Raw genomic sequence first — 20,563 nt, 5'->3', positions numbered from 1 at the left:
ATGTTGCTGTTGACCTTGCGATGAACCCTCAAGACCTTTGTGCAAGCTATTTATTTATCCGCTGCCATTCCCCAAACTGATGAACGCATTTGCTCGATTCTGGCACAGATTCAACCCTCAACCATAAATTGAAGGTTTCCCCGTGGTGCTTTCATTTTGCCGTACACGTTCCTTTTCCGCCAGTGCAGGTAATGCGCCTGCGCCCGTGCCGGCATTTTGCCGTCATTCAAGCCCGCGGATGCGCCTGTTGATAACTCTTCCGCAGCCTGTCCACGGAGACGTGGGTGTAGATCTGCGTGGTGGCCAGGCTGCTGTGACCAAGGATTTCCTGGACCGCCCGGAGGTCCGCGCCACCGTCGAGCAGATGTGTGGCAGCACTATGGCGCAGTGCGTGGGGTCCGGTGGCCGAGGTATCTCCCAGTGCCTGCAGGAGCTCGCCCACCACGCTCCTGACCTGGCGGGGATCCACCCGGTTCCCCCTGACGCCGAGGAACAGCGCAGGACCACTGCCTGACGTCACCACCCCAGGCCTGCCTCTGCGCAACCAGTCATCGAGTGCCACGGCCGCCGGGACGCCGAAGGGAACCGTTCGTTCCTTGTTTCCCTTGCCCAGGACCCTGAGCGTGCGCCGGTCCGGATCGACATCATCGATGTCCAAGCCCACCAGCTCGCCGACGCGCACGCCTGTTGCATAGAGGAGTTCCACCATGGCGCGGTTGCGGACTGCCATGGGACCTCCCTGGGCGGCCGCCTCTCCGAGGTCACTGACGATCCTGGTGACTTGCTGTTCCTGAAGGACTCCGGGCAGTGTCTTGGCGCGCTTGGGCGCCTGGAGCCGTAAGGCAGGGTCCTTGCTGATAAATTCCTCCCGCAGGGCCCACTTGGTGAAGGACCGCGCCGTGGCTGCGCGCCGCGCCAAGGTGGACCGGGCCATTCCGGATTCGCTTTGGGCACCAAGCCACCGCCTGAGAGTGCCAAGCTCCAGTTGTGGCAGTTCCGTCACCCCTTCCGAGGCCGCGAACCCCAGCAGGCTGTCAACGTCGGACAGGTACGCGCGGACGGTGTGCCCGGAGCGCGCCCGCTCCGCACGCAAATACCGTTCGAAGCCGCCGGCAGCCTGCGACAATGCTTCTGGCAAGGTTTCTCGGTCCACCCTCCAACTTTGCCAGACAACGCCGTGCCTGGGGCGCAGGACAACGCCGACCGCCGCAGCGGTTCATGAGCCCCGCGTCCGTTTCCAAGCGCCTCTCTCGGAACCCGCCAAGCCCAGGAGTCCCAAACGTCCCAACCCGGCCCTGACGGCATCGGGACTGAGCCCGGCAACAACCGCAAGCTTCTCCACCGAACTGCTGGAACGCAGCGGCAGGGCGTCCAGGAGGATGAGGTCCTCGAGCGACAAGCCATCGTGTGGCTGCTTAGGCCCTTCCTTGTCTCCAGCCAATTCCTCGCCGCTCCGGCCTGAGAGTTCGGCGATCTCGCCTACGTCCGTCACGCATACGGCACCACCGTCCCGCAGCAGGCGATGGCAACCTGCCGAATTGGCGCTGTGGATGGAGCCCGGGACTGCGGCCACCACTCGCCCGAGGGTTTCGGCATGATGGGCGGTGTTCAGTGCTCCTGATCGCCACCGGGCTTCCACCACCACCGTGACCGAAGCCAAAGCGGCAATGATGCGGTTGCGTTGCAGGAACCTGTAGCGGGTTGGGGCCGAGCCCGGTGGCACCTCGGCCATCACGGCCCCTCGGTTGGCGACAGTCCTCAGGAGGTCTTCGTTGCCTGCAGGGTAGAAGCGGTCCACTCCCCCGGCCATGACGGCGATGGTGGGGATGGCCGCCGCCCCGCCATTCAAGGCCCCCCGGTGCGCATGGGCGTCAATCCCATACGCACCGCCCGATATCACCGTGAAGCCCCGCTGGGCCAAGCCATAGGCGAGGTCTCCCGTCACCGATGCACCATAGCTCGTGCTGTCCCGCGATCCCACCAACGCAATGCTCTGCCGTGCTGGAGCGACGGGCTCTTCCTGTCCCCGCCACCAAAGGCACAGCGGTTCCTGCAAGCCCAGGTCCGCCAATTGACCAGGCCATAGCTCGTCTCCTGGAACAACCACACGCCCGCCGAGCCGTTTCATGGTCTCCAGGTCACGTTCCGGTGCAAGGTCCGGGACCCTGGGCGCCCATCGGCGCAGGCTCGCACCCAAGCCCGGCCAGGAGGCCAGGTTCCCGTCCTGTGAAAGCAGCGCCGTGACCTCACGCTCAACAGCAGCGCCCGCAGTCAACTCACCGGTTGCGATGCCCAGCGCATCCAAGGCGCCTACGGCATGAACCAGTGCCAGACCCACCGAATCCTGCGGCTCCATCAGACGAGACAAAGCAGCCCTGGCAATCCGTTCACTGTCCATGTTTCCCACTACGCCCAAGGTTTGCTTCCTTTCAGGAGTTCCGCGTCATCAGCTTGTTGAATTCGTTTGGCGGAGGCCCAGGGCCTGTCCGATATGGTCTGTGTGGGGCACGTCGCTTTGGTCGAGGTCCGCGAGGGTCCATGCCAGGCGGAGCACCCGGTCATACCCCCGTGCTGTGAGGAGGCCACGTTCCAGGGCGGCATCAAGGACCCGTGTTGTTGCTGGGCCCAGCCGCAGGTCACCCCGGAGGATACGGCCTGGAACCTGGGAATTGGTTTCGAACCCGAGGGGGCCAAGACGGCAGGTTTGTCGGTTCCTGGCCGCGGTCACGCGTCGAGCCACCACGGCGGTGGTTTCCTCACACCCGGCCTGTCCGAAATCGGCCAGCGATACGCGTTCCACCTGCAGTTGGATATCCACCCGGTCCAACAACGGGCCGGAGAGCCGGCCAAAGTAGCGTCGCCGCATCATCGCCGTGCAACTGCACTCCACTCCCTTGCCTGAGGCCTTGCCGCACGGGCACGGGTTGGCGGCGAGGACAAGCTGGAAACGGGCAGGGTACGCAGCCGTGCCGGCCGATCGGTGGATAACCAATTCCCCACTCTCCAGCGGCTGGCGCAGGGCGTCCACGACACGGCGGTCGAACTCCGGCGCCTCATCAAGGAACAGGACGCCACGGTGGGCACGGGAAGCCGCTCCTGGCCGGGGAAGGCCGGAGCCTCCGCCAATAATGGCCGCCGGCGTCGCACTGTGGTGCGGGTTCTCGAAAGGAGGCCTGCGGATCAGCCGGACCGCGGATGATCGGATGGCAGCGAGTGAATGGATGGCGGTGACCTCCATGGATGCCGTGTCAGACAAGTCCGGAAGCAGCCCGGGCAGCCGCTCCGCCAGCATGGTCTTTCCCGCACCGGGTGGCCCCGTCAGCAGCATGTGGTGTCCGCCCGCTGCAGCAACCTCCAATGCCCGGCGGGCCTCAGCCTGTCCCGCTACGTCGCGGAGGTCAGGCACCGGATCTTCAAGGAACCCCTCGTCTTCCGCGGCGTCGTCACCGGCGGGATCAAAGTCAAGCGCCAGGTTCCTGGGGTCCGCCCCAAAGTCAAGGGCCAACCGTGCCAAGGTCTTGTACCCCCTGACGCTGGCACCCGGCACCAGCCTGGCCTCTGCGACATTGGCCTCCGCAACCACGATCTCCGGAAACCCTGCCTCAACGGCAGCCATGACGGCAGGGAGGATTCCACGCACAGGGCGCAACCGTCCGTCCAGCCCCAGCTCCGCAATGAAAACCGTGCCGCTGATGGACCGGATGTCCTCAGCTGCCCGAAGGACGGCCATGGTGATGGCGAGGTCGAAACCCGATCCCCGCTTCGGCAAGGAGGCCGGGATCAGGTTCGCCGTGATCTTCCGCCTGCTAAGGGGAATGCCGGAATTCTGCGCGGCTGAACGAATCCGTTCCTTGGCTTCGTTGAGCGAGGCGTCCGGCAGGCCGAGGATCACAAAGGCCGGGAGTGTCTGGCCGATGTCAGCCTCGACTTCGACGATGTAGCCGTTAAGGCCCACTAAGGCAACTCCGTAGCTGCGTCCAACGGCCATCAGCCGACACCTTGCAGATGCTCAAGCTGCGCTTCGCCGGTGCCATCGTGGACCACGCCCACAACATCGATCCGGCGTCCCAGCGAGGGGTGCCCGTGCTCGCGCACCCACCGTGATGCGAGCCGGTGCAGCCGCGCGAGTTTCTCCGGACCCACCGCTTCAAAGGGATGTCCGTAGGCCAGGCTGCGCCGCGTCTTCACCTCTGCGACTACGAGGGTTTTCCCGTCCAAGGCAACAATGTCCACTTCACCCTCGGAGCACCGCCAATTGCGATCCAGGACCTGCATGCCCTGGCCCTCGAGGAACGCGGCGGCCAGCGCCTCGCCTTCCCTGCCAAGAATGTCTTTTGCTCGCATGAGCACCACCTCCGCTTCCAGCATCACGGCTGGTTTCCGGCGGAGGCAGGCACAGTCCACGCTATGTGGGTAACACCGCCGAGACGGGTGGTGTGGAGGAGTAGTGCAACGGCGTAGGCCTAGTTGCCGAGATCTCCCAGGTCGCCGTCCTTGGGCAGGGCAAGATCCTCATTGCGTGGGAGTTCCTCGACGTTGACGTCCTTGAACGTGATGACCCGGACGTTCTTCACGAAGCGTGCCGAGCGGTAAACGTCCCACACCCAGGCGTCCTGCAGCGTGAGGTCGAAGTACACTTCCCCGTCCGCGCTCCGGGCCTGGAGATCCACATGGTTGGCCAGGTAGAAGCGCCGCTCGGTTTCGACAACGTAGCTGAACAAGCCAACAACGTCCCGGTACTCGCGGTAGAGCTGGAGCTCCATGTCGGTTTCGTAGTTCTCAAGGTCTTCGGCGCTCATGGTTCCATCTTGCACCATTGGCCGGACGCGAAGTGCCACTCACCGGCATTGGCGCAGTTACGCGACCTCAGGCGTCGCCGGGACCAGTCAAGTGCCAACTGGTCCTGTGGTAGGCACTGGGTCCCTGTACGCGGATGCTCTCCCGGTGCGCGGCCGTGGCGTAACCCTTGTTCTCGTTCCAGCCGTAGGCCGGGACTTCGGCGTGCAGATCCACCATGATCCGGTCACGGGCCACTTTCGCCAACACGCTGGCCGCAGCGACACTCAAGCAGCTCATATCGGCTTTGACGCGCGTATGGACGGGGGCCTCGCACGCCGGCACGTCCGGAGCAACATCGAAGAGGGACGCCTGGACCTCAGGCGAAAGCCAGTTGTGGCTGCCGTCCAGCAGCACGATATCCGGGGTGATACCACCGGCCAGGATCTCGAACCACGCCCGTGTACCGGCGAGCCGGAGCGCCGCGATGATGCCGATCTCATCGATTTCCTTCGATGAAGCATGGCCCACCGCACTGGCAACGGCCCATTCCCGAACGAGTGGTTCAAGGCGGTCCCTGTCCTCAGGCTTGAGGAGCTTGCTGTCCCGGACGTCGGCAAGCAGGCCGTGGTCCTGGAGGTCCACCACGGCAATTCCAACACTGACGGGACCGGCCAGGGCACCGCGTCCGACCTCGTCCACACCCGCAAGCAGCCGGGCACCGGAAGCGAGGAAAGACCGCTCGACGTCCAGGGTGGGGAACTCCACCGCGGTTTTGGGCTTTGCCTTGGAAGCAGTCTTCGCCTTGGCCTTGGGCGCAGCTTTGGTCTTGCTTCGGGTTGGAGCGGTTGACATTTAATTTCCCGGGGTGGCGGCAGGTACGTTCTTGAAGACGTCCGGGTAATTGTCCAGGACGGTCCATCGGTTGATGGGCCACGCTATGACCGTTGCCTTGCCTTCTACATCTTCAATATTAACGAACCCACCGTTGATTTCCTGGTGGCTGCGCGAATCGGCCGAATGGTTGCGGTTGTCTCCCATGACCCAGACCTTGCCTTCGGGAACAACGACGTCGAACTGCTCCGGCCTGGGGACTTCGGCCGGGTTGATGTACGTTTCGTCCAACGGCACGCCGTTGATGCTCAGGCGGCCACCGGCGTCACAACACGTCACATGGTCTCCAGGGAGGCCAATGACGCGTTTTACCAGATGCTGCTCGTTGTCGTCGGCCATCAAACCGACGAACTCGAGGCTGTCGCCCACCCAGTCCATGGGACCTGCGGGCTTCTTTTCCACCGGAGTCAGCCAGCCCTGCGAGTCCTTGAAAACGACGACGTCGCCGTGCTGGAGGTCAAAGGGTCCGGGCACCAGGAGATTGATGAAGATGCGGTCGTAGACATCCAATGTGCTCTCCATCGATTCCGAGGGGATATAGAACGCCCGGAAAAGGAAGGTCTTCAACAGGAAGGACAGCACCACGGCGATGGCCACGACGGTGACGATTTCCTTGAGCCAGACAACGAAGACGTTGGGACGCGGCCCGGCCTCCTCTTCAGCAGTGGTGGCAGCGTCCTCCTCGGGCACTGCCCCGTCACCTGGCACCGCATGCCCATCCGTACCGGCACTGGCCGTTCCGTCCAAGAGCCGCGCGTCGTCGTCGTGCCTCTCGGGATTCTCTGGAACTCTGTCCGGCATTTACTGTCCGTTCTTCGATGGGTCGGCCTGCGCGGGGCGAGGCATCTCTGCAAATCTATCAAGAGGCCAGATGATCTGGACCGGACGCCCAATCACCCGGTCCATGGGAACCATTCCCCCGCCGGGAGCCCCGAGCAATCCGCGGGAATCCGCAGAGCGTGACCGGTGGTCGCCCATGAGCCAGAGGCGCCCCGCCGGAACAACCACATCGAATTTTTGCTTGCTGGGTTCGTCCCCCGGGTAAACATAGGGTTCCGCAAGTACCTGACCGTTCACTGTGAGCGCCCCCGAAGCGTCGCAGCACTGGACATGGTCCCCGGGCACTCCGATGACGCGCTTGACATAGGTGGTATCGCTGCCCGTGAGTCCAAACCATTGGCCGGCGGCGTCCACGGCGTCAACCAAAGGCCCTTTGCCGCTGCTGAGGGGAGCAAACGAGCCGCGCCCGTCGAAAACCACCACGTCTCCGCGGGCGATCGGCTCGGAGTTGAACGCCGTGCGCGAGACCAGGATCCTGTCCCCGGTTTCCAGCAAAGGCTCCATGGACTCGGAGGGGATGTAGTAGGCATCGATCCAGAGCGACCGGACCAGTCCGCTGATGGCTACGGCAAGAACCAGGGCCAGAACGACAAAACGCCAGCCCTGTTTCCGGGGCTGGCGTTCTGTTGTGTCCATGATTCGTATCCCTGGTGCGTTGCGGATTGCTCCGGAACCCCGGGCACGAATCCTGGACCCGTTGCGTAAGTTGGTGGACTTACTTGGCGAAGTCGCGCTTTTCCTTGATCTTCGCAGCCTTACCACGCAGTGCACGCATGTAGTAGAGCTTGGCGCGGCGGACGTCACCCTTGGTGACGACCTCGATCTTGTCGATGATCGGGGAGTGTACCGGGAAGGTACGCTCTACACCGACACCGAAGGAAACCTTGCGTACGGTGAAGGTTTCGCGAACGCCGTCACCCTGGCGGCCCAGGACGAAGCCCTGGAATACCTGGACACGGGAGTTCTTGCCTTCAATGATGTTGACGTGAACCTTGAGGGTGTCGCCCGCGCGGAACTCCGGAACATCGCTGCGCAGCGAGGCTGCATCTACGCTATCGAGGATATGCATTAATCCACTCCTGGTGAACGCCACAGGTCATTCACTTTGGGTCACGGCGGACAAGCCCGGAGCACGGTGGCCCACGGAAATTTCCGCCGAAGATTCATCGTGGCCGGCTTCGCCACTGATTGGCGTCGCCGGTTGTCCGGCTGTTGGCTAAGCTCCCCCTGTGGCAGGTGCCAGCCCAGTAGACACAAGGGTTAATTCTGCCACATGCGGCAGAATCCGGCCAATCACCGCGTGCAATGCACGACGGCGGTCAGCGGCTTTCGTCGTTGTCAGTACCGCGGGCACGGAGGCGGCCATCGACGACGTCGTAACCCAGTTCCGCGAAAGCAGCACGATCGGCGCGGGGCAGGCCTGACGCGTCGAACTCCGCCAGGAGATCCGGCCGGCGTTCGGCGGTACGGCGGTATTGCTCGTGCCGCCGCCACTGGGCAATCTTTCCGTGGTTGCCGCTCAGGAGAATTTCCGGAACGTCGTGGTCCCGCCACGAGGACGGCTTGGTGTACACCGGGTATTCGAGAAGGCCGTCGGAGTGTGACTCCTCCACGAGCGACTCGGGGTTGCCCACTACTCCCGGCAACAGCCGTCCGATCGCTTCAACCATGGCCAGCACCGCCACCTCGCCGCCGTTGAGGACGTAGTCGCCCAGGCTGACTGGCCTGACGGTGAAATGGTCGCGGGACCAATCGATGACCCGCTCGTCGATGCCTTCGTACCGCCCGCACGCGAAGACCAGTTGCTCTTCTTCGGCGAGCTCATGGGCCAACGCCTGCGTAAACCGTTCCCCTGCGGGCGACGGCACAATGAGGACGGGCTTGGCGGCGCCGCCCTGCGCTACGGATTCCAAGGCTTGCGCCCATGGTTCGGGCTTCATGACCATGCCCGCGCCGCCACCGTACGGGGTGTCGTCCACGGTGCGGTGACGGTCGGTGGTGAACGAGCGGAGATCGTGCACGTTCAGTTCCAGGATGCCGTCCTGGCGGGCCTTGCCGATGAGGGAGAGTTCAAGCGGAGCAAGGTACTCCGGGAAAATGCTGACGACGTCGATCCTCATTCAGCGGACTCCGCGCTGGCTTCTCCTGTTGATTCGTCGTTGATCTCGAACAGGCCGGCCGGAGGGGTGATGAGGATGTAGCCTTCCTCGATGTTCACCTCGGGAACGATCTCGTCCACGAAGGGGATCAGGATTTCCTTGCCGTCCTGGCCCTCCACCACCAGGAGGTCCTGCGCGGGCATGGTGTTCAGCGCCGCCACCTTGCCTACGGCGTGGTTTCCCACCCGCGCCTGGAGGCCAACGAGTTCGTGCTCGTACCAGCCCTCTTCGCCGTCCTCCTTGAGGTCTTCGGTCTCGATGAAGAGCTTGGCGCCGCGGATAAGTTCGGCTGCGTTGCGGTCAGCAATCTCTTCGAAGCCGAGGAGCAGGATCTCTTTGTTCCAACGCGAGCTGCGGACGGTGAGCGGTCCTGAGGAGGCAGGCTCCACCAGGAATTCCGTGCCGGCCACAAAGCGTTCGGACGGAGCATCGGTCAGCACCTGGACTGTGACTTCGCCGCGGATGCCGTGGGGTTTGCCGATCCGTGCCACCTGGAGCTGCATGGGTTCCTCTGAATTCTGGTTTGACCGCAGGCCGGATGGCTGCGGCAGCTACATTGTTCGATAAAGCAATCCGGCCCCTCCACCATATTCGGTGAAGGGGCCGGACCTAAGGCAAATGATGCTGAGCGCGTTACCGGCGACGGTCGGTGTCGACGACGTCGACCCTGACCTGATCGCCACCAGCCAAAGCTGCAACCACGGTGCGCAAGGCACGGGCGGTGCGTCCCTGGCGGCCGATTACCCGGCCGAGGTCGTCCTGGTGAACGCGCACCTCGAGGGATTCCCCGCGGCGGTTGTTCTTGGCGCTGACCTTGACGTCCTCAGGACTGTCAACGATCCCACGGACCAAGTGCTCGAGCGCTTCTGCCAGCAAGTTACTCAGCCTCGGTGGTCTCTGCTTCAGCCTCGGCCGGAGCCTCGGCTTCGTCCTTCTTGGCCTTCTTGGTGATGGCTTCCGGAATGATGACGGAACCCTTCTCCGGAGCCACGAAAGCTTCCTTCGGAGCCTTCGTCTTCAGGGTGCCTTCCTGGCCAGGCAGGCCCTTGAACTTCTGCCAGTCACCGGTGATCTTGAGGATCGCAGCAACCTGCTCGGTGGGCTGGGCGCCAACGGAAAGCCAGTACTGGGCACGCTCGGAGGCGACCTCGATGTACGACGGCTCTTCGGTGGGGTGGTACTTGCCGATTTCTTCGATGGCACGGCCATCGCGCTTGGCGCGGGCATCCATGACGACGATGCGGTAGTACGGTGCGCGCATCTTACCGAAGCGCTTAAGGCGAATCTTTACGGCCACTTTTGTGGTCACTCCTGTTTCTGAAACGAGGGTGAACCCGGTGTTCTGCACCCGTGGGGCGGGCCATACTAAGGGGTTCGAAGGACAAGATACGTGCACGGAGAGAGGGGCCGCACCGATCGAGTACCTGTCCATTGTGCCAGATGGGCAGCGCAATTACGACTTGGCCGGCTCGGACCGGTGTGCCGTTGCCCACACACCGGCCTGCCACCAGGGTGGCTAAAGGATCAGGCAACCGACCAGACGTAGAGTCCGGCCCGGTCTGCGTTCTCCACATCCGTGGCCAGCGAGGCGAGCTGCTGGACGTAGCCACGGGATGCGGTTGCGCCGAACGGCATGTCATCCTGTTCCGCCCAGGCGGCTGCGACATCGTCCAGGACATTGCCGTCGCCCTCGCTTTCGTAGCTGAGGAGTTCAGCCAGCGCACGCACCATGGCCTCGGGGACACCCAGGAGCGCGTCGCTGGTCACGTCCACCAGCGCGAGCTCGTAATCCGCCCCCGCGGCATGCACGGCCTGCCCGGCAAGATCGCCCAGTTGTTCAACTTCGAAATCAGTGATGCCATCGATCCGGACGGCGGATCCTGCAACATCGGCGCCGCGTTCAAGGGCCGCAGCCCGCTTAAGTGCTTCGTCGTGGGTGGCTACAAAAATTTCGGCAAAGCCCATGGGAACTACTCTCATTCCGTCGTGCTGACAAGTCGCGGAAACGGACCCGCAGGCCCCTTCCCCGCCACTGCCCAGCCTAGTGCAGCCGGCACCCGGCCGGTGCGACACGCCCCTAGCGGACGGCAACGCGCAATTGGTTCCGCCAGGGGTCTTCGAAGCGCAGTTCCTTCCCGGTGTGGTGGCTCTGCAGCCCGGCGACCTTGAGGCGGTCGGCCAGGGCACGCACGTCGTCGTCTCCAGGGACTTCGATCAGCACTTCACCGAGGCCCAGGGTGTCGCGGCGCGGTCCGGCGCCGCGGCTGTTCCACACATTCATGGCCATGTGGTGGTGGTACCCACCCGCCGAAACGAACAGCGCCTGGCCATGCCACCCGGCAGTCCGCTCGAAGCCCAGGGTATCCACGTAGAACTTCTGCGCCGTGGCCACGTCGCCCACCTGCAGGTGGACATGCCCGATTCCCGCGCCGGCCCGGGCCTGTCCGGTCACGGCCTCTTCACTGAGGTACTGCTGGAGGTAGGCCTGCGGCGGAAGCGCCACGTTGTCCATCACCACGTTCTTGCCGTCCCACTGCCAGACCTCGCGCGGCTTGTCGTAGTAGAGCTCAATGCCGTTGCCCTCGGGGTCGGTGAAGTAGAAGGCTTCGCTCACCAAATGGTCCGCGCTGCCAACGAACGCCCGCGGCTCATACTGCGCGGCGGTCGCGATCGTGGCGGCCAAAGACGGCTGGTCTTCGAAGAGGATTGCTGTGTGAAAGAGGCCCGCCTCGCCGCGACCGGGGACCTGGAGCCCGGCGGCCGGAGCCAAATGCACTACCGGCTTGCCCTGGCGGCCCAAATACAGGCCGCCGTCCTGCTCGGCCACCACTTGGAGGCCCAGGGCGCGCTGGTAGTAGTCGCCCATGACTTTCATGTCGCCGACCTTGAGCATCACCGTGCCCATGGTGAGTTCGGCAGGCAGCAGGTCCTGGGTGGATGAGGTGGTCATGTGAAGCTCCTGGTAATGAAGGTGGCCGCTTTTCGGCTCGTTCTACTTAGTTAAATTACTTGAAGTTTCAATTTATTCCCTGGCGCATGACCGCACCCCGCAGAACAACGTGGTTGAGTTCGCTGACCGTCGCCACGTTGCGCCGGGGGTCTTCTCCGCAAACCACGACGTCGGCACTCGCGCCTTCGCTGATGGCGTCGGCTCCCAGCCACGCACGGGCGCCCCAAGTGGCAGCGTTGAGGACAGCGGCAGGCGGCAGGCCGGCGTCGTGCAGTTCCTGCATTTCGTCCGCGATCCGGCCGTGTTTGATGACGCTTCCGGCGTCCGTACCCGCGTAGATGGCGACTCCTGCTTCGAAGGCCTCCAGGACGCGTTCGCGGCGCCGCTCCCACAGGGCAGTCATGTGCTGCGCATAGTCCGGGAACTTGGGCATTGCTTGTGCGGCGATGTCCGGAAAAGTAGCGATGTTCACCAGCGTGGGTACGATCGGCACCTGCTGCTCCACCAAACGGGATATATGCCGCGGCAAGAGACCCGTGGCGTGCTCGATGCAGTCGATTCCGGCGTCGAGCATCTGGTCCACGGTGTCTTCGGCAAAGCAGTGCGCGGTCACGCGGGCACCTTCGTCGTGGGCAGCGGCAATGGCATCCTTGACCACGGCGGCCGGAAACGACGGGGCGAGGTCTCCCACGCCACGGTCTATCCAGTCGCCCACCAGTTTCACCCAGCCGTCACCGTCGCGGGCTTCCTTGCGCACCGTTTCCACCAGCTCGTCGGGCTCCACCTCGTGGCCCAGGCCTCGAAGGTAGCGGCGGCTCCGCGCGATGTGCCGCCCTGCCCGGATCAAGCGTGGAAGATCGGCGCGCTGCTGGACCCAACGGGTATTGCTGGGAGAACCGGCGTCCCGGATCAGCAGCGTACCGGCGTTCCGGTCTGCTTCTGCCTGAGCCAAGGTGGTTTCCTCGTTCACGCTTCCGCCCGGACCGAGGCCGATGTGGCAGTGGGCGTCGACAAAACCCGGCAGTACCCAACCTTCGAGCACTACGTCCGGCGCCTTCTGCGGCCGTTGAAAGGTCAGCAGGCCGCCCACAGACCACATGCCGTAGTGCTCTTCGTCAGCCGCGACCAGCACGGGACCGGTGAATTCGATGATGTTGGCCATGGCAGAAGCCTAGTGCTCCCCCACCAGCCACACCCTGGCCGATGGCTTGTGACTGGGACCACCTGGGGAGCTGTGGTAGCTTCGTCTACGACCACACGGGGGCCCTTGCAGGGGCTGAGATCGGACTGAGGCAGTCTGCGACCGTTGAACCTGTCCGGGTAATGCCGGCGAAGGAAGTGAGTAATCCTTGAGCACCACAGAAACACAGCACAGCCCTGCCCAAAACCAGTCCGTTTCCCCGGAAGAGACGGTCACGCAGTCGCTGAAGTCCCATTCGCTGGCCTGGCTGGAAGATCCCCGCCACGGCATCCGCGTACCCGTGACCGAAATCGCGTTGGAACCATCGCCGAACGGCCAGGCCAACGCTCCCCTGCAGGTCTACCGCACCGCCGGGCCGGGCAGCGATCCGGTGGTGGGCCTGCGTCCTTTCCGGCGGCCGTGGATAGAGGAACGCCGGGATACCGAAAGCTACAGCGGCCGTGAACGGAACCTGCTCGACGACGGCAAGTCGGCTGTGCGCCGGGGCGCGGCGTCTGCGGAATGGAAGGGCGCCCAGCCGGTGCCCCTCCGCGCCATGGAAGGCAAGACCGTCACACAGATGCACTACGCCAAGCAGGGCATCGTGACCCCGGAAATGCGCTTTGTGGCGCTGCGGGAAAACTGCGACGTTGAGTTGGTCCGCAGCGAAGTGGCAGCAGGGCGCGCCATCATCCCGAACAACATCAACCACCCTGAATCCGAGCCGATGATCATCGGCAAGGCCTTCCTGGTGAAAATCAACGCCAACATCGGCAACTCGGCCGTGACCAGTTCCATTGCCGAAGAGGTGGACAAGCTGCAATGGGCCACCCAGTGGGGCGCCGACACTGTCATGGACCTGTCCACGGGAGACGACATCCACACCACCCGCGAGTGGATCATCCGCAACTCCCCCGTGCCCATCGGCACGGTCCCCATCTACCAGGCCCTGGAGAAGGTCAACGGCGAAGCCAACAAACTCACCTGGGAGATCTTCCGTGACACGGTGATTGAGCAGTGCGAGCAGGGCGTGGACTACATGACCATCCACGCGGGGGTCCTCCTTCGCTACGTTCCCCTGACGGCCAACCGCGTGACGGGAATCGTTTCGCGTGGCGGCTCCATCATGGCGGGCTGGTGCCTGGCCCACCACAGGGAGAACTTCCTCTACACCCACTTCGACGAGCTGTGCGAAATCTTCGCCAAGTACGATGTCGCTTTCTCCTTGGGAGACGGCCTCCGTCCGGGTGCCACCGCTGACGCCAACGATGCCGCGCAGTTCGCTGAGTTGGATACCTTGGCCGAGCTGACCCAGCGTGCGTGGGAGTACGACGTCCAGGTCATGGTGGAAGGCCCGGGGCACATCCCGTTCCACTTGGTCCGGGAAAACGTGGAACGGCAGCAGGAATTGTGCAAGGGCGCCCCCTTCTACACCCTGGGACCTCTCGTGACGGACGTCGCGCCGGGCTACGACCACATTACCTCGGCCATTGGCGCAACGGAGATTGCCCGCTACGGCACGGCCATGCTTTGCTACGTGACCCCCAAGGAACACCTGGGCCTGCCCAACAAGGACGACGTCAAGACGGGCGTGATCACGTACAAGATCGCGGCCCATGCCGCAGACCTCGCCAAGGGACATCCAGGTGCGAACGAACGGGACGACGCCCTTTCCAAGGCGCGCTTCGAATTCCGTTGGCGGGACCAGTTCGCCCTGTCCCTGGACCCGGTAACCGCAGAATCGTTCCACGACGAGACGCTTCCGGCCGAACCGGCCAAAACGGCGCATTTCTGCTCCATGTGCGGACCCAAGTTCTGCTCCATGCGCATCAGCCAGGACATCCGGGACGAGTACGGTTCCGCCGAAGCCCAGGCTGCGATTGCTGACATGTACAGCGGTATGCGGGAAAAGAGCCAGGAGTTCCTCGCGGCAGGAGGCAAGGTCTACTTGCCCGAGCTGCAGGTGCCTGCAGGGTCAGGACGCGCGAACTGAGCCGGCCCGCCCCGCCTCGGCGATGAACCTCCGGATGATCCGGTCGCCATCCACCGAGTCCTGGGGCCGGTGCCCTCCAGCCGCCACGCAGTGGAGGGCACCGGTTTCCTGCAGATAGGCTGCGATCTCCTCATAGAGTGGTTCCCAACCGCCGGTGAGGACCAAAGTAGGCACGCCCGGAACGATGTGCAGCTGCGCTTCCCACGGGGGTGCCTGCAGCCGCAGCCTCCGGGCGGAACGCCTGGCCTCGGGCGTTTCCTGCCCGCCGGCCTCGGCAGAAAACGCGCGCCGGAAGTATTCGCGTTCGTAGTCAGCGTCGTTCAGTTTGTTCCGCACGTCGAAAAGCGGCTCCATGAGGGCCCGGTGTGAAGCCGTGGCGGGCAACTCCGCGGTCAGGGACAAACACGCCGGCTCAACCAGGACCAGGGAATGCACCAGGTCCGGGCGCTCCACCGCAGCAAGCATGGCGGATATGGCGCCCTGCTCGTGTGCCACTACGTGCCCACCACCGGAACTGGCCAGCGAATCCAGCAGGATTGCGACGTCGGCCGGCACATCCGATTCCACGGGCTCCGCCACGGGGTGGAACCCGTGTCGGCGGACGAACAGGGCGTCGTAATCCAAAGCCATGCCGTGTTGCTTCGGCCACGCCGCAGCTCCGAAACTGCCCAATCCGTGGACAAAAACTACGCGCTGCTTGTGCATTGGATCAGCCTATTCCACGGCACCGACATCCAACCGACCGGCGGTTGGGCGTACTTGCCTACTTGCCCAGGAACTTGTCGAAGCCCTTGGGCAGGTTCAGCGAGGAAGGATCGAAATCGGCAGCACCCTGGCCGAAAGCGGCACCCTTCGGTGCCGAAGCCGCGGCGGCCCGCTTTGCCTCGGCATCGCGCAATTCCTGTGCCGCCTTGGCCGGGTTGCCTGAGCGGGCCTTCTTCTTCGGCGCATTCTTGCCGCCCTTGCGGCCACCACCGGGGCCACCCAGTCCCGGCATCCCGGGCATACCCGGCATGCCTCCACCCTGGGCAAGCTTCTTCATCATTTTCTGGGCCTGGCCGAAGCGCTCCAACAGGCCGTTGACCTCGGAAACGTGGACACCGGAACCCCGGGCAATACGGGCACGCCGCGAACCGTTGATGATCTTGGGGGCAACGCGCTCGTGCGGAGTCATGGAGCGGACGATCGCCTCGACGCGGTCGATCTCGCGCTCGTCGAAGTTCTCCAACTGCTGGCGGATGTTCTGGGCGCCGGGCATCATCATGAGCATCTTCTTCATGGAGCCCATGTTGCGGATCTGCTGCATCTGGGCCAGGAAGTCGTCCAGCGTAAAGTCTTCCTGGTCGGCGAACTTCTTCGCCATCCGGGCAGCTTCGTCCTTGTCCCAGGCCTTCTCCGCCTGCTCGATCAGGGTCAGGACGTCGCCCATGTCCAGAATGCGCGAGGCCATGCGGTCCGGGTGGAAGAGCTCGAAGTCGTCCAGGCCTTCACCCGTGGAAGCAAACATGACCGGCTTGCCCGTCACGGACGCAACGGACAGCGCGGCACCGCCGCGGGCATCGCCGTCGAGCTTGGACAGCACGATGCCGGTGAAGTTGACGCCCTCATCGAAGGCCATGGCCGTGTTGACGGCGTCCTGGCCGATCATGGCGTCGATGACGAAGAGGACCTCGTTGGGGATGATCGCCTGGCGGATCCGCTTTGCCTGGTCCATCATTTCGGCGTCGACGCCGAGGCGTCCGGCGGTGTCCACGATCACGACGTCGTGGAGCTTCTGGCGGGCTTCGGCCACACCGGCCTGGGCAACGGCCACGGGATCCCCCGCGGGGTGCTCAAGCTCGGAGGTGGCACCGGGATGCGGAGCGAAAACCGGCACGCCTGCGCGCTGGCCCACAACCTGGAGCTGGGTGACGGCGTTGGGGCGCTGCAGGTCGCAGGCCACCAGCAGGGGGCTGTGTCCCTGGGCCTTGAGCCACTTGGACAGCTTGCCCGCAAGGGTGGTCTTACCGGCACCCTGGAGGCCGGCCAACATGATGATGGTGGGGCCGTTCTTGGCCAGGCGGATGCGGCGTGTTTCGCCACCGAGGATCTCCACGAGTTCCTCGTTGACGATCTTCACGATCTGCTGGCTCGGGTTCAGCGCTGCCGAAACTTCGGCACCGAGCGCCCGCTCACGGATCCGTGAGGTGAACTCACGGACCACGGGCACGGCAACATCCGCGTCCAACAGGGCGCGGCGGATCTCACGGACGGTGGCGTCGACATCCGCTTCAGAGAGACGCCCCTTGCCACGGAGGTTCTTGAAGGTTGCTGTCAACCGGTCAGAGAGTGAATTGAACACGCGCCGCGCACTTCTTTCGATGGTCTACGGATGGCGGCCAATGCGGCACACCGGAGGGGACTCGACTATCTAGGGTATCAAGTCACGCTTCCAAGATGGCATGCTGGCACGGTGACCGACAAAACAACTGTGAAAACGTTGCTCATCCTCGGAGCCTCCGGCGACTTGACCGGGCGCCTGCTCCTGCCGGGCCTCGCCGGGCTCCTCGCCACGGGCCGCGCGGCCGGTCTGCGGCTGGTTGGCGCCGGATCGGACCCCTGGACTCCGGACCAATGGCGGAAACGGGTGGACGGCGCCTTCGCGGCGGCGTCCGCCAAGGCCGACCCCACGGGCCAAAAAGCCCTCTCCGCCGTGGCCGGATCCACCAGCTACCACCAGGTGGACGTCACCGCGGATGGACCGCTGGCAGACCTCCTGGGACAGTTGGAGGGGCCCGTTGCCATCTACTTCGCCCTGCCGCCACACATCAGCCAGAAAGCCTGCGAGGTGCTCCGCCGCGAACAACTGCCTGCGGGTACCCGTCTGGTGATGGAGAAGCCGTTCGGTTCCGGTGAGGAATCCGCCCGGGAACTCAACAGGACCCTGGCCACCCTGGTTCCCGAGGACCACATCCACCGCGTGGACCACTTCCTGGGCAAGGCAACCGTGCTCAACATCCTGGGCCTGCGCTTCGCCAACCGTTTCCTGGAGCCGGTGTGGAACCGCAACCACATAGAAAAAGTGGAAATCGTCTTCGACGAAGACCTTGCCCTGGAGGGCAGGGCACGCTACTACGACGGTGCGGGCGCCCTGCGGGACATGATCCAGAGCCACTTGCTCCAGGTCCTGGCCCTGTTGGCCCTCGATGCGCCCGCCAGCCTCCATGAGCGGGACCTTCGCGACGCCATCGCCACCGTGCTGCGGGCCAGCACCGTCAAGGCACCGTATGCGCAAAGCACGCGTCGCGCCCGGTACAGTGCGGGAACCCTGGGCGGGCGGGCCGTGCCGGACTACACGGCCGAAGAAGGCGTGGACGCCGCACGGAATACGGAAACGCTGGCCGAGGTGGAGGTCAGCGTGGACAACTGGCGGTGGCAGGGCGTCCCGTTCATCCTCCGCTCCGGCAAGGCAATCGGCCGAAAGCGCAAGGAAGCCGTGATCACCTTCCGGCCCGTTCCGCACCTGCCCACGGGCTTCTCCGGTGTCGATTCCCCCAACCAGCTCCGGATCGGCTTTGGACCCGACGTCCTGGAACTCGATGTGGATGTAAACGGGCCCGGCGATATCTTCAGCCTGGACCGGGCCAGCCTCGTGGCGGAGCTGAACGCCCCGGACCTGCTGCCCTACGGCGAAGTCCTGGAAGGGATCCTCACCGGGGACCCGCTGTTGTCCGTCCGTGGGGACACCGCGGAGGACTGCTGGCGCATCGTGGAACCCGTCCTCCGCTCCTGGTCCCGTGGCACGGTTCCGCTGGAAGAGTACGACGCCGGCAGCGCGGGTCCGGCGGATTGGCCCACCAACGGCGACGCTTAGGCAGTCGCCGCTTCCCGCCGTCGTCGTCCTCCTCCGGTGGCACCGCAAGCAAAAGGGGCCGGATACCTGAAGTATCCGGCCCCTTTCCGTTGCCAGGTCCTAGATGGCGGCTGCGCCGCGCTCACCGGTCCTGACCCGTACTGCTTCATAGACATCCACGGTCCAGACCTTGCCGTCACCGGCACGGCCGGTGTTGGAGCTGGCGATCAGGACATCCAGGATGTCGTCTGCCTGCTCGTCCGTGGCCAGGACCTCGATCCGGATCTTGGGCAGCAGGTCCACGTTGTACTCGGCTCCGCGGTACACCTCGGTGTAGCCGCGCTGCCGGCCGTAGCCGCTTGCTGCGCTGACCGTCAGTCCCTGGACACCGTAGGCTTCCAGGCCTTCCCGGACTGCTTCGAGCTTTTCTGGACGGACGATCGCGGTGATGAGTTTCATGCCTGGACACTCTCCTTGCCTGCGGCGGGGGTCTTGTTTCCTGCAGTTGCCTCGGACTTGCCGGTCACCAGGTCATGCAGGGGCTGGAAGCTTCCACCGTGGCCGCTGACGCCGAACTCGTAGGCGGTTTCAGCGTGCAGGCTGAGGTCCACGCCCACGTTCTCCTGCTCCGTGGAGACCCGGAAGCCCATGGTCTTGTGGATGGCGAGGGCGATGATGAGGGTCATGACGGCCGAGAAGACAATGGCGATGCCTGCCACTGCGAGCTGTGCCCACAGCTGGGCGAAACCGCCGCCGTAGAAGAGGCCGCCAGCCGTGACGCCTTCGCTGGGAACTGCGATGAAGCCGAGGGCCACGGTACCGATGATGCCGGAAACCAGGTGGACGCCAACAACATCCAGGGAGTCATCGAAGCCCCAGCGGAACTTGAGGCCGACTGCCAGGGCCGAAGCCACACCGGCAACCACGCCGAGGCCAAGGGCACCAACGGGGCTCACGTCTGCACAGGCCGGGGTGATGGCCACGAGGCCGGCCACGACACCGGAGGCTGCGCCGAGGGAGGTGGGGTGTCCGTCGCGGATACGCTCCGTGATGAGCCACCCGATCATGGCTGCGGCGGGAGCTGCGAGGGTGTTGATCCAGATCAGGCCACCCTGTTCCGCCGTGGCAGCTGCACCGCCGTTGAAGCCGAACCAGCCGAACCACAGGATGGCAGCGCCCAGCATGACGAACGGGATGTTGTGCGGCCGGTGGTTGGGATCCTTGCCGAAGCCGCGGCGGTTGCCGATGATCAGGACCAGGATAAGGGCAGCCACACCGGCGTTGATGTGGACCACGGTGCCACCGGCGAAGTCGATCGCGTGGCCCAGGGCCTGGCCGATTGCGCCGTCAGGGCCGAAGAGGCCGCCGCCCCAGACCATGTAGGCCAGCGGGCAGTAGACCAAGGTGACCCACACGGGGACAAAGAGGGTCCAGGCACCGAACTTGGCGCGGTCTGCGATGGCGCCGCTGATGAGAGCCACCGTGATGATCGCGAAGGTTGCTGCGTAGCCGATCTTGATCAGCGCGTCCGGCGTCGAGCCGGCGCCCTCAAGGCCGAAAGTGGCGAACGGGTTGCCGACGATCTGCAGGAAGCCCTCGCCGGAGCTCATGGATGCCCCCCACAGCACCCATACGACGCCGACAATGCCGATGGAGATGAAGCTCATCATCATCATGTTCAGGGCTGCTTTGGCACGCGTCATGCCACCGTAGAAGAATGCCAAACCAGGTGTCATGAACAGCACGAGCGCCGCCGCCACCATGACCCATACGTGACCTGCGGTAAGTTCCATGGTGCACGTTCCTCTCTTGCTAGTACTGCGGTTCAACCGCTGTCCTGACGCCTTTTGCGTCCTGCAATAGAGTTTTGTGCCGCAGTGTTTCACCTGCGCAGGAATTAGATTGCGGGCCGGTTACAACAACCTCCCCAACGTAAATG

22 protein-coding genes and 1 riboswitch are annotated in these 20,563 nt (G+C 64.3%); of the genes, 2 read left to right on the top strand and 20 right to left on the bottom strand.

Annotated elements, in window-relative coordinates; genetic code table 11:
* Positions 1–226 precede the first annotated feature (226 nt).
* The 16 genes from ACIPV6_RS00890 to ACIPV6_RS00815 all read right to left on the bottom strand — a co-directional run bounded on the left by ACIPV6_RS00890 (position 227) and on the right by ACIPV6_RS00815 (position 12,781).
* Complete coding sequence (locus ACIPV6_RS00890; protein ID WP_400269112.1) at positions 227–1,153, bottom strand: tyrosine recombinase XerC; 927 nt, start codon at positions 1,151–1,153, stop codon at positions 227–229.
* Positions 1,154–1,216: 63 nt separating this feature from the next.
* Complete coding sequence (dprA, locus tag ACIPV6_RS00885) at positions 1,217–2,398, bottom strand: DNA-processing protein DprA (RefSeq protein ID WP_400269505.1); 1,182 nt, start codon at positions 2,396–2,398, stop codon at positions 1,217–1,219.
* Positions 2,399–2,446: 48 nt separating this feature from the next.
* Positions 2,447–3,988, bottom strand: coding sequence for a YifB family Mg chelatase-like AAA ATPase (locus ACIPV6_RS00880; RefSeq protein ID WP_400269111.1), 1,542 nt, complete (start codon positions 3,986–3,988; stop codon positions 2,447–2,449).
* Positions 3,988–4,353, bottom strand: a complete 366-nt coding sequence (locus ACIPV6_RS00875) for a YraN family protein (protein ID WP_400269504.1) — start codon at positions 4,351–4,353, stop codon at positions 3,988–3,990. Before ACIPV6_RS00875 ends, ACIPV6_RS00880 begins: the two co-directional genes overlap by 1 nt.
* Before the next feature lie 110 nt (positions 4,354–4,463).
* Complete coding sequence (locus ACIPV6_RS00870; RefSeq protein WP_021470793.1) at positions 4,464–4,799, bottom strand: DUF2469 domain-containing protein; 336 nt, start codon at positions 4,797–4,799, stop codon at positions 4,464–4,466.
* A gap of 67 nt (positions 4,800–4,866) precedes the next feature.
* Positions 4,867–5,631, bottom strand: a complete 765-nt coding sequence (locus ACIPV6_RS00865; RefSeq protein WP_400269110.1) for a ribonuclease HII — start codon at positions 5,629–5,631, stop codon at positions 4,867–4,869.
* Positions 5,632–6,471: a signal peptidase I gene (lepB, locus tag ACIPV6_RS00860; RefSeq protein ID WP_400269109.1), complete on the bottom strand. Its 840-nt coding sequence runs from the start codon at positions 6,469–6,471 to the stop codon at positions 5,632–5,634. It abuts the gene before it with no gap.
* Positions 6,472–7,146 carry a signal peptidase I gene (gene lepB / locus ACIPV6_RS00855; RefSeq protein ID WP_400269108.1) on the bottom strand — a complete coding sequence of 225 codons (675 nt, stop codon included), beginning with the start codon at positions 7,144–7,146 and terminating at the stop codon, positions 6,472–6,474.
* Positions 7,147–7,225: 79 nt separating this feature from the next.
* The gene (gene rplS / locus ACIPV6_RS00850; RefSeq protein WP_090818948.1) at positions 7,226–7,579 is read right to left on the bottom strand and encodes a 50S ribosomal protein L19; all 354 of its coding nucleotides are present in this window, start codon (positions 7,577–7,579) and stop codon (positions 7,226–7,228) included.
* Positions 7,580–7,829: 250 nt separating this feature from the next.
* The gene (trmD, locus tag ACIPV6_RS00845) at positions 7,830–8,630 is read right to left on the bottom strand and encodes a tRNA (guanosine(37)-N1)-methyltransferase TrmD (protein WP_400269107.1); all 801 of its coding nucleotides are present in this window, start codon (positions 8,628–8,630) and stop codon (positions 7,830–7,832) included.
* A complete protein-coding gene (rimM, locus tag ACIPV6_RS00840; RefSeq protein WP_400269106.1) occupies positions 8,627–9,172 on the bottom strand; it encodes a ribosome maturation factor RimM in 546 nt (181 codons plus the stop codon). The genes trmD and rimM overlap by 4 nt, the downstream gene beginning before the upstream one ends.
* 130 nt (positions 9,173–9,302) lie before the next feature.
* On the bottom strand, positions 9,303–9,545 hold the full coding sequence (locus ACIPV6_RS00835) for an RNA-binding protein (protein WP_347107714.1): 243 nt from the start codon (positions 9,543–9,545) through the stop codon (positions 9,303–9,305).
* A 1-nt stretch (position 9,546) separates the two neighbouring features.
* A complete protein-coding gene (gene rpsP, locus ACIPV6_RS00830) occupies positions 9,547–9,966 on the bottom strand; it encodes a 30S ribosomal protein S16 (protein ID WP_017199647.1) in 420 nt (139 codons plus the stop codon).
* Between the two features lie 227 nt (positions 9,967–10,193).
* Positions 10,194–10,634, bottom strand: coding sequence for a hypothetical protein (locus ACIPV6_RS00825; protein ID WP_397325884.1), 441 nt, complete (start codon positions 10,632–10,634; stop codon positions 10,194–10,196).
* 112 nt (positions 10,635–10,746) lie between these two features.
* Positions 10,747–11,619, bottom strand: a complete 873-nt coding sequence (locus ACIPV6_RS00820; protein WP_400269105.1) for a VOC family protein — start codon at positions 11,617–11,619, stop codon at positions 10,747–10,749.
* A gap of 67 nt (positions 11,620–11,686) precedes the next feature.
* Positions 11,687–12,781, bottom strand: coding sequence for an amidohydrolase family protein (locus ACIPV6_RS00815; protein WP_400269104.1), 1,095 nt, complete (start codon positions 12,779–12,781; stop codon positions 11,687–11,689).
* Between the two features lie 85 nt (positions 12,782–12,866).
* Positions 12,867–12,974: riboswitch (TPP riboswitch) on the top strand.
* Here ACIPV6_RS00815 and thiC point away from each other — a divergent pair.
* Complete coding sequence (gene thiC, locus ACIPV6_RS00810; RefSeq protein WP_400269103.1) at positions 12,969–14,792, top strand: phosphomethylpyrimidine synthase ThiC; 1,824 nt, start codon at positions 12,969–12,971, stop codon at positions 14,790–14,792. (Overlaps the previous riboswitch by 6 nt.)
* On the opposite strand, the gene ACIPV6_RS00805 is transcribed toward thiC, so the two are convergent.
* Both ACIPV6_RS00805 and ffh read right to left on the bottom strand, forming a co-directional pair.
* Positions 14,775–15,497, bottom strand: a complete 723-nt coding sequence (locus ACIPV6_RS00805) for an alpha/beta fold hydrolase (protein WP_400269102.1) — start codon at positions 15,495–15,497, stop codon at positions 14,775–14,777. The genes thiC and ACIPV6_RS00805 overlap by 18 nt on opposite strands.
* A 58-nt stretch (positions 15,498–15,555) precedes the next feature.
* Positions 15,556–17,133 carry a signal recognition particle protein gene (gene ffh / locus ACIPV6_RS00800; RefSeq protein WP_400269101.1) on the bottom strand — a complete coding sequence of 526 codons (1,578 nt, stop codon included), beginning with the start codon at positions 17,131–17,133 and terminating at the stop codon, positions 15,556–15,558.
* Between the two features lie 111 nt (positions 17,134–17,244).
* Here ffh and ACIPV6_RS00795 point away from each other — a divergent pair, with 111 nt between their 5' ends.
* Complete coding sequence (locus ACIPV6_RS00795) at positions 17,245–18,645, top strand: glucose-6-phosphate dehydrogenase (RefSeq protein WP_400269100.1); 1,401 nt, start codon at positions 17,245–17,247, stop codon at positions 18,643–18,645.
* A 99-nt stretch (positions 18,646–18,744) separates the two neighbouring features.
* Here the strand turns inward: ACIPV6_RS00795 and ACIPV6_RS00790 are convergent, their stop codons facing one another.
* Both ACIPV6_RS00790 and ACIPV6_RS00785 read right to left on the bottom strand, forming a co-directional pair.
* On the bottom strand, positions 18,745–19,083 hold the full coding sequence (locus ACIPV6_RS00790) for a P-II family nitrogen regulator (RefSeq protein ID WP_017199639.1): 339 nt from the start codon (positions 19,081–19,083) through the stop codon (positions 18,745–18,747).
* Positions 19,080–20,417 (bottom strand): ammonium transporter, encoded by a 1,338-nt coding sequence (locus tag ACIPV6_RS00785; RefSeq protein ID WP_400269099.1) that lies wholly within the window; start codon positions 20,415–20,417, stop codon positions 19,080–19,082. Before ACIPV6_RS00785 ends, ACIPV6_RS00790 begins: the two co-directional genes overlap by 4 nt.
* Positions 20,418–20,563: the final 146 nt, after the last annotated feature.

Origin of the sequence: Paenarthrobacter sp. NPDC089988 (assembly GCF_044748465.1) — a bacterium.
Lineage (GTDB): Bacteria > Actinomycetota > Actinomycetes > Actinomycetales > Micrococcaceae > Arthrobacter.
The sequence above is the reverse complement of the archived record's forward strand: the minus strand, read 5'-3'. Positions and strand labels throughout refer to the sequence as shown.